Consider the following 7,130-nt stretch of genomic DNA (forward strand, 5'->3'; position numbering starts at 1 on the left):
CATGGCTCGCGTCACCGTCGAAGATTGCATCGAACAGATTCCCAACCGTTTCCGGCTTGTCCTGCTGGCCGCGCATCGGGCCCGGAATATTTCCGCCGGCTCGTCGCTGACGATCGACCGGGACAATGACAAGAACCCGGTTGTGGCGCTGCGCGAAATCGCGGACCAGACGCTCGACCTGGACGGTCTCAAGGACAGCCTGGTCAACGGTCTGCAGCGCGTGCTGCCGAGCGAGGACGAGGAAGAGGCTGCGGAGTCCAAGCCGCGCGCCGAAGTCGAGGCTCTGCCGGCCCCGCAGGTGGAGCTGGACGAAGCTGAGATGCTCAAGGCCCTGCAGAACGACCGGGATGGCGCCCCAGACGGGCGTCTGTAGCCGCCCTTGACCCTCGGCGCGACGTCATCCGACCTGGCATCGCGGCCGCCCGCCATACCGAGTGCGGACGAGCTGGTCGCCCGGATTCGCCGATATTTCCCCAAGGTTGATGCGGACTTCGTCCGCCGCGCCTACGACTTTGCCGAAGAGGCTCACCGACCGCAGCGCCGGCAGTCGGGAGAGCCCTATTTCGCCCACGTCGCCGAAGTGGCGATGATCCTCGCCGATCTGCGCATGGATGTGGCGACGGTCTGTACGGGCCTGCTGCACGACACCGTCGAGGATACGCCGGCGACCCTGGAGGACCTGACCTCCCAGTTCGGCGAGGAAGTCGCCAACCTGGTCGACGGGGTGACCAAGCTGGGCCAGATGCAGTTGCGCTCGAAGCGCACCAAGCAGGCGGAAAACCTCCAGAAACTGGTCGTGGCGATCTCGTCGGACGTGCGCGTGCTGATCGTCAAGCTGTGCGACCGGCTGCACAATATGCGCACGTTGGATGCCATCCAGCGCATGGACAAGCGCGAGCGGATCGCCCGCGAGACGCTGGAAATCTACGCCCCGCTGGCCCGCCGCATCGGCATCAACCGGGTCTGTGTCGAGCTGGAAGACCTGGCCTTCGAGCATATCAATCCGGCGGCTCACGAATCGATCACCAAGCGCCTGAAGCTGCTGCGCATGCAGCATGCCGAGGAAGTGGCGGCGGTGTCCGGAGCGATCACCGACCATCTGGCCCGGGCCGGTATCGACGCGCGCATCTTCGGGCGCGAGAAACGGCCCTATTCGATCTGGCGCAAGCTGGAGAGCAAGGGCCTGACCTTCGAGGAAATCGCCGACATCTACGCCTTCCGCCTGATCGTCGACACGGTGGACGAGTGTTACCGCTCGCTCGGCGTCATCCACCAGGCCTGGCGTTGTGTGCCGGAACGCTTCCGCGATTTCATCTCGCTGCCCAAGCCGAACAATTACCGCTCCCTGCACACCACGGTGATCGGCCCGAACAATGTCCGCGTCGAGCTGCAGATCCGCACCGAGGAGATGGAGGCCATCGCGGAAAGCGGTGTGGCGGCCCACTGGCGCTACAAGAATTCCCGCTACACCTATGACCCGGATGCAGCCCAGGCGGCCGGCGGAGACCCCCTGGAGCGGCTGCGCCCCTTCGTGGAAATTCTCAACCAGGGCGGCGATCCGGAAGAATTCCTCGAGCACGCCAAGCTCGAGATGTTCGCCGACCAGGTCTACTGCTTCACCCCGCGTGGCGACCTGATTTCGCTGCCGGCCGGGGCGACCCCGCTGGATTTTGCCTATGCGGTGCACACCGAGCTGGGTCACACCACGGTGGCCGCCAAGATCAATGGCCGCGAACGCCCGCTGCGCACGCCGTTGCGCAATGGCGATGTGGTGCAGATCATCAAGGGCGGCGTGCGCCAGCCGCCGCAGGGCTGGGAGCACCTGGCCATTACCGGCCGCGCCCGCGCCGCCATCCGCCGCCTGATCCGCGAGAGCGAGCGCGAGGAATTCATCCGTATCGGCCGCATCATGGCGGAGCACGCTTTCCGCCGCGAAGGGCTGCCGCTGGTGGAAAAGGATCTGGGCGAGGCTTTGGCGCGGCTCGAAATCAAGGATGCCGAGGAGCTCTACGAGACGCTTGGACGCGGGCGCGTGTCGACCAGCAATCTGCTCAATGCCGTGTTCCCGGGGCGGCTGGACGAGCGCGAGCATGTCACCTCGCGCGAACTGATCGAGGACGAGAAGGCCCGGCTCTATGTGCACGGGCGCGGCCTGACCCAGGGCGTGACCCTGCATTTCGCCGATTGCTGTTCGCCGTTGCCGGGCGACCGTATCGTCGGCCTGCTCAAACCTGATCGCGGCATCGAGATCCACACCATTGACTGCGAGATCCTGGCCCAGTTCGAGGGCGGCTCGATGGACAATTGGCTGGACCTGGCCTGGACGGCCGAGGCCGGCGGCAATGCCGTGTCGATCGCCCGCATCCACGCGGTCATGCACAACGAGCCGGGCGCCCTGGCGGAGATTGCCAAGGTTGTCGGCGAGAACCGGGCCAATATCGCCAGCGTCAAGACGCGGCGCCGGACGCCGCAATTCTTCGACATGGAATTCGACGTCGAAGTGTTCGACACCCGCCACCTGGCCAATATCCTGGCCGCCATCCGGATGTGCCAGCCGGTCGTTTCGGCCGAGCGCATGCGGGCCGAAATCGAGGAGATCAAGGACCAATGACCCGCGACGAAGTGCTCGCCGAATTCCGTGCCGCTGGCGCCCTGCTCGAAGGCCATTTCATCCTGTCGTCCGGTCTGCGCAGCCCGGTTTTCCTGCAGAAGGCCAAGGTGTTCGCCGAACCGGAGCGCACCGAGCGCCTGTGCAAGGCGCTCGCGGACAAGGTCAAGGCCGAGCTCGACGAGCAGCCGACCGTGATCGTGTCGCCGGCCGTGGGCGGTATTGTGCCCGGCTATGAGACGGCGCGGCAGATGGGTCTGAAGGCCCTTTATGTCGAGCGCGAGGGCGGCAGCTTCACCCTGCGCCGCGGCTTTGAACTGTCCGAGCAGGATCGGGTTCTGGTGGTCGAGGACATCGTCACCACCGGCCTGTCATCGCGCGAATGCATCGAAGCGATCAATGCCACGGGCGCAACGGTGATCGCCGAGGCTTGCCTGGTTGACCGTTCGGGTGGCGAGGCCGATGTCGGGGTCAAGCTGATCAGCCTGACCCAATACAAGGTGCCGGCCTACGAGGCCGACAATCTGCCGCCGGAACTGCAGAACATCCCGCCGGTCAAGCCGGGCAGCCGGGGGCTGGCATGAGCATCCGTCTCGGCGTCAATATCGACCATGTCGCCACCATCAGAAATGCCCGCGGCGGCGAGCATCCCGATCCGGTGCGTGCCGCCCGCCAGGCGGCGGAAAGCGGCGCCGACGGTATCACGGCGCATCTGCGCGAGGACCGGCGCCACATCACCGACCGCGACATCGACCGGCTGATGGCCGAGATCGACCTGCCGCTCAATCTGGAAATGGCGGCGACGCCGGAAATGCTCGACATCGCCCTGCGCCACAAGCCGCACGCGGTCTGCCTGGTGCCGGAAAAGCGCGAGGAACGCACCACCGAGGGCGGGCTGGACGTGGCGGCCGGACACAATCACATCGCCCGCTATGTGCGCCAACTTGGCGAGGCGGGCTGCCGGGTGTCGCTGTTCATCGAGCCGGACCCGGTGCAGATCGCGGTCGCCGAAGCCATGGGCGCTGCGGTGGTCGAGCTGCACACGGGCGCCTATTGCGAGGCGCACGCCCGTGGCGACACGGCGGAGACCGAACGCCTGCTGCAGCGGCTCACCGAGGCGACCCAGATTGCCCATGGGCGCGGGCTGGAAGTGCACGCCGGGCACGGGCTGACCTATGACACGGTCAAGCCGGTGGCGGCGATCCGCGAAATCGCCGAGCTCAATATCGGCCATTTCCTGATCGGCGAGGCCATCTTCCGAGGCCTGCGCGAAGCGGTGAGCACGATGCGCGGCCTGATCGCCGAGGCGCGGGCGGAGGCGGGGCTTTGATCATCGGCCTGGGATCCGACCTGATGGATATCCGGCGTATCGAGCGCTCGCTCGAGCGTTTCGGCGACCGTTTCGTGCAGCGCTGCTTCACCGATATCGAGCAGGCCAAGTCGGAAGCCCGGCGCATGCGCGCGGCCAGCTACGCCAAGCGCTTTGCCGCCAAGGAGGCGGGCGCCAAGGCATTGGGCACCGGGATTGCGCGCGGCGTGTCGTGGAAGGAGATCGGCGTGGTCAACCTGCCCGGCGGCAAGCCGACGCTGGCATTCTCCGGCCGGGCCCTGGAGCGGCTACAGGCGCTGACTCCGGACGGCATGGACGCGGTGGCCCACATCACCATCACCGACGACCATCCCTACGCCCAGGCATTCGTCGTCATCGAGGCGCGCATCATCGGCCACCATCTGGAGGGCCTGGCGCATGCCTGACGTGATTGCCCAGCTGGAAGCGCGCATCGGCTACACGTTCAAGGACCGGTCGCTGATCGAGCGCGCCATGACGCATGCCAGCTTCGGGGACGGCAAGGCCGACGTGCGCAGCTATGAGCGCCTGGAGTTTCTCGGTGACCGCGTGCTCGGCCTGATGACGGCGGAAGCGCTGTTCAGGGTCTATGACAAGGCCAAGGAGGGCGGGCTGGCGCCGCGGCTCAACACGCTGGTGTGCAAGGAGACGTGCGCGGAAGTGGCCGAGGAAGTGAAGCTCGGCGAAGCGCTGCGGATGGGCAAGTCGGAAGACAAGGGCGGCGGCCGGCGCAAGAAATCGATCCTCGGGGATGCCTGCGAGGCCCTGATCGCGGCGCTCTACCTGGATGGCGGCCGCGATGCCGCGCAGGGCTTCTACGACACCTACTGGGAGAAACGCATCACCGCGCTTGATGCCAAGCCGAGCGATGCCAAGTCTGCGCTGCAGGAATGGGCGGCGAAAGCCGGTCACGCCTCGCCGCGCTACACCATGCGCGAGCGCTCCGGGCCGGACCACCGGCCGATCTTCACCGTGGAAGTGAGTGTCGCTCCGCTCGATCCGGCCGTCGGGGAGGGCGGCTCCAAACAGGCGGCCGAACGGGCCGCAGCCACAGCCCTCTTGCAACGCGAAGGACACGATGTCTGACACCGCCCCCCAACGCTGCGGCTTTGCCGCCATCATCGGATCGCCGAATGCCGGCAAGTCGACCCTGGTCAATGCCCTGGTCGGCGAGAAGGTGACCATCGTCACCCACAAGGTCCAGACCACGCGCTTTGCCGTGCGCGGCGTGGCCATGGCCGGCACCGCCCAGATCGTTCTCGTCGACACGCCCGGCGTGTTCGCACCCAAGAGCCGGCTCGACAAGTCGATGGTGGCGGCCGCCTGGTCCGGCGCGGCCGAGGCCGACACCATCGTGCACGTCATCGATGCGGGCGCCCGGGTGCGCCTCGCCGAAGGCAACCCCAAGTCCGGCGACAAGCGCATGGTGGAGGATGACGAGCGCGTCATCGAAGGCCTCAAGCGCTCCGAGCAGACCGCCATCCTGGCCCTGAACAAGATCGATCTGATCAAACGTGAGCAGCTTTTGGCGCTGTCCCAGGAGCTTTTTGAAACAGGGGTTTATTCGGAAATCTTCATGATTTCTGCGAAGACGGGGTCGGGCGTGGAAGCGCTGCGCTCGCGGCTCGCCGAAGCGATGCCGGAAGGTGTCTGGCACTATCCCGCCGACCAGGCCGCCGACCTGCCGGCGCGCATCCTGGCGGCCGAGATCACCCGCGAGAAAGTCTATCTGCGCCTGCACGAGGAATTGCCCTACGCCTCGATGGTCGAGACCGAGGTTTGGAAAAAGCTGCGCGACGGCTCGCTGCGCATCGAGCAGTCGATCATCGTCGAGCGGACCACCCAGAAGCCGATCGTGCTCGGCAAGGGCGGCAGCGCCGTCAAGGCGATCGGCGAAGCGGCGCGCAAGGAGATGGAAGAGGTGCTTGGCTGCAAGGTCCACCTCTTCCTCAACGTGAAGGTCGATCCGAAGTGGATGGCGCGGCGGAGTCACTACAAGGATGTCGGACTGGACTTTGATGTGTGATTTTCTGACCACGATGTCGCTCTAGTTCTGTCATCCCGCATGGATGCCCCGCGAATGCGGGGCGTAAGTGCGGGACCCATCATCCCGGTGTCTGACTTTGGTGCGCGCTGGAGTGGGACCGGACGTATAGGTCCCGGCCCTCCGCCCTGCCTGCGCAGGGCATGCGGCCGGGATGACACGGGTTTTCCTTCTTATCTCTGGCGTCATCCCACGGGGCCGCGGAGCGGCATCCGGGGGACCTCAGCTATCCCTTTTGACCTGAACAGCGAGACCGACGCCGCCAACGTGTTGGCCGAGGTCCCCCGGATCCCGGCTGTCGCCGGAACCATGGGATGACGACGGGATGCGTGCTAGCTCGGCCGCTTCAGTGTATGAGTGATCCGTCCGGATACCTTACCTCCCCGCTTTGCGGGGAGGGGGTGCCGGGCGCCATCCCGGCAAGGTCCTAGACTCCGGCCCCTCGCGGGCTGGCGCCCGCGACCCCTGGGATCTTGCTTCGGCAGCGTCTTCTCCGCGTTGCGGAGAAGACGCTGGGTCTGCCCTGTATCTTCCGGCCTAGGTGAAAACCGGTCGGTGCTCGTTATCTACATGGATTTACTGTCTTGTGAGTGAATGTTCACTTACGCCCAGCAGTAAAAAAGTATCCATTTAATTTTGGGGTGGCTTGGAAATTTGGGTGACACTACAACGCGATCATTCCACTCGGACCTGAGGATGCGGGAAAAAATGACACAATTGCTCTCATCCGAAACCAAACTTGAGGGAAGTTGGGTCTTCCGGAATGGGAAGCATGAGGAAGACGAAACCTGCCGACGAATTAAGTGGCTCATACGCGAGTGTCTCGAACAGGTCGAGGCAGGCAATTGGGAGGCCACCTATCGTGATCCAAAGGACGGGCGGTGTTGGCTACTCTGCTACCCAAAGGCGGAAATGCATGGTGGTGGCCCCCCGTGTCTCGAGGTCATTGAGCGACCACACTCAAAATAAGCATCGCCGAACAGGTTATTTACAATCGAATGTTGCCGCCGGGACGATTGGATGATGACGGTGTGTGGGGATCGCGCCACAGCGCGGGAAGAGCCATTGATCTCTTGTCAGCCAGCGGGCCTCAGACAGGGTTTCAGGTCAAAGGCGCGGTAGCGCCGCTT

General features: G+C 65.1%; 8 protein-coding genes. All 8 read left to right on the forward strand.

Annotation, left to right across the window (positions count from 1 at the left end):
* The first annotated feature begins 1 nt into the window (after position 1).
* Entirely contained in the window at positions 2 to 373 is a 372-nt protein-coding gene (rpoZ, locus tag ACXYMR_RS13605; protein WP_458943449.1) for a DNA-directed RNA polymerase subunit omega, read from the forward strand.
* Positions 374 to 379: 6 nt separating this feature from the next.
* Positions 380 to 2,611 (forward strand): RelA/SpoT family protein, encoded by a 2,232-nt coding sequence (locus ACXYMR_RS13610; RefSeq protein ID WP_458943450.1) that lies wholly within the window; start codon positions 380 to 382, stop codon positions 2,609 to 2,611.
* Positions 2,608 to 3,192 carry an orotate phosphoribosyltransferase gene (gene pyrE / locus ACXYMR_RS13615; RefSeq protein ID WP_458943451.1) on the forward strand — a complete coding sequence of 195 codons (585 nt, stop codon included), beginning with the start codon at positions 2,608 to 2,610 and terminating at the stop codon, positions 3,190 to 3,192. Before ACXYMR_RS13610 ends, pyrE begins: the two co-directional genes overlap by 4 nt.
* A complete protein-coding gene (locus ACXYMR_RS13620) occupies positions 3,189 to 3,938 on the forward strand; it encodes a pyridoxine 5'-phosphate synthase (RefSeq protein WP_458943452.1) in 750 nt (249 codons plus the stop codon). Before pyrE ends, ACXYMR_RS13620 begins: the two co-directional genes overlap by 4 nt.
* Complete coding sequence (gene acpS, locus ACXYMR_RS13625; RefSeq protein WP_458943453.1) at positions 3,935 to 4,363, forward strand: holo-ACP synthase; 429 nt, start codon at positions 3,935 to 3,937, stop codon at positions 4,361 to 4,363. Before ACXYMR_RS13620 ends, acpS begins: the two co-directional genes overlap by 4 nt.
* A complete protein-coding gene (gene rnc / locus ACXYMR_RS13630) occupies positions 4,356 to 5,042 on the forward strand; it encodes a ribonuclease III (RefSeq protein WP_458943454.1) in 687 nt (228 codons plus the stop codon). The genes acpS and rnc overlap by 8 nt, the downstream gene beginning before the upstream one ends.
* The gene (era, locus tag ACXYMR_RS13635) at positions 5,035 to 5,982 is read left to right on the forward strand and encodes a GTPase Era (RefSeq protein ID WP_458943455.1); all 948 of its coding nucleotides are present in this window, start codon (positions 5,035 to 5,037) and stop codon (positions 5,980 to 5,982) included. The genes rnc and era overlap by 8 nt, the downstream gene beginning before the upstream one ends.
* Positions 5,983 to 6,708: 726 nt before the next feature.
* Positions 6,709 to 6,969, forward strand: coding sequence for an Imm27 family immunity protein (locus tag ACXYMR_RS13640; protein WP_458943456.1), 261 nt, complete (start codon positions 6,709 to 6,711; stop codon positions 6,967 to 6,969).
* Positions 6,970 to 7,130: the final 161 nt, after the last annotated feature.

Source organism: Maricaulis sp. CAU 1757 (assembly GCF_054482675.1).

Coding starts and splice junctions, on each gene's coding strand:
- rpoZ (WP_458943449.1), top strand. CDS start 2: ATGGCTCGCGTCACCGTCGAAGATTGCATCGAACAGATTCCCAACCGT.
- pyrE (WP_458943451.1), top strand. CDS start 2,608: ATGACCCGCGACGAAGTGCTCGCCGAATTCCGTGCCGCTGGCGCCCTG.
- ACXYMR_RS13620 (WP_458943452.1), top strand. CDS start 3,189: ATGAGCATCCGTCTCGGCGTCAATATCGACCATGTCGCCACCATCAGA.
- rnc (WP_458943454.1), top strand. CDS start 4,356: ATGCCTGACGTGATTGCCCAGCTGGAAGCGCGCATCGGCTACACGTTC.
- era (WP_458943455.1), top strand. CDS start 5,035: ATGTCTGACACCGCCCCCCAACGCTGCGGCTTTGCCGCCATCATCGGA.
- ACXYMR_RS13640 (WP_458943456.1), top strand. CDS start 6,709: ATGACACAATTGCTCTCATCCGAAACCAAACTTGAGGGAAGTTGGGTC.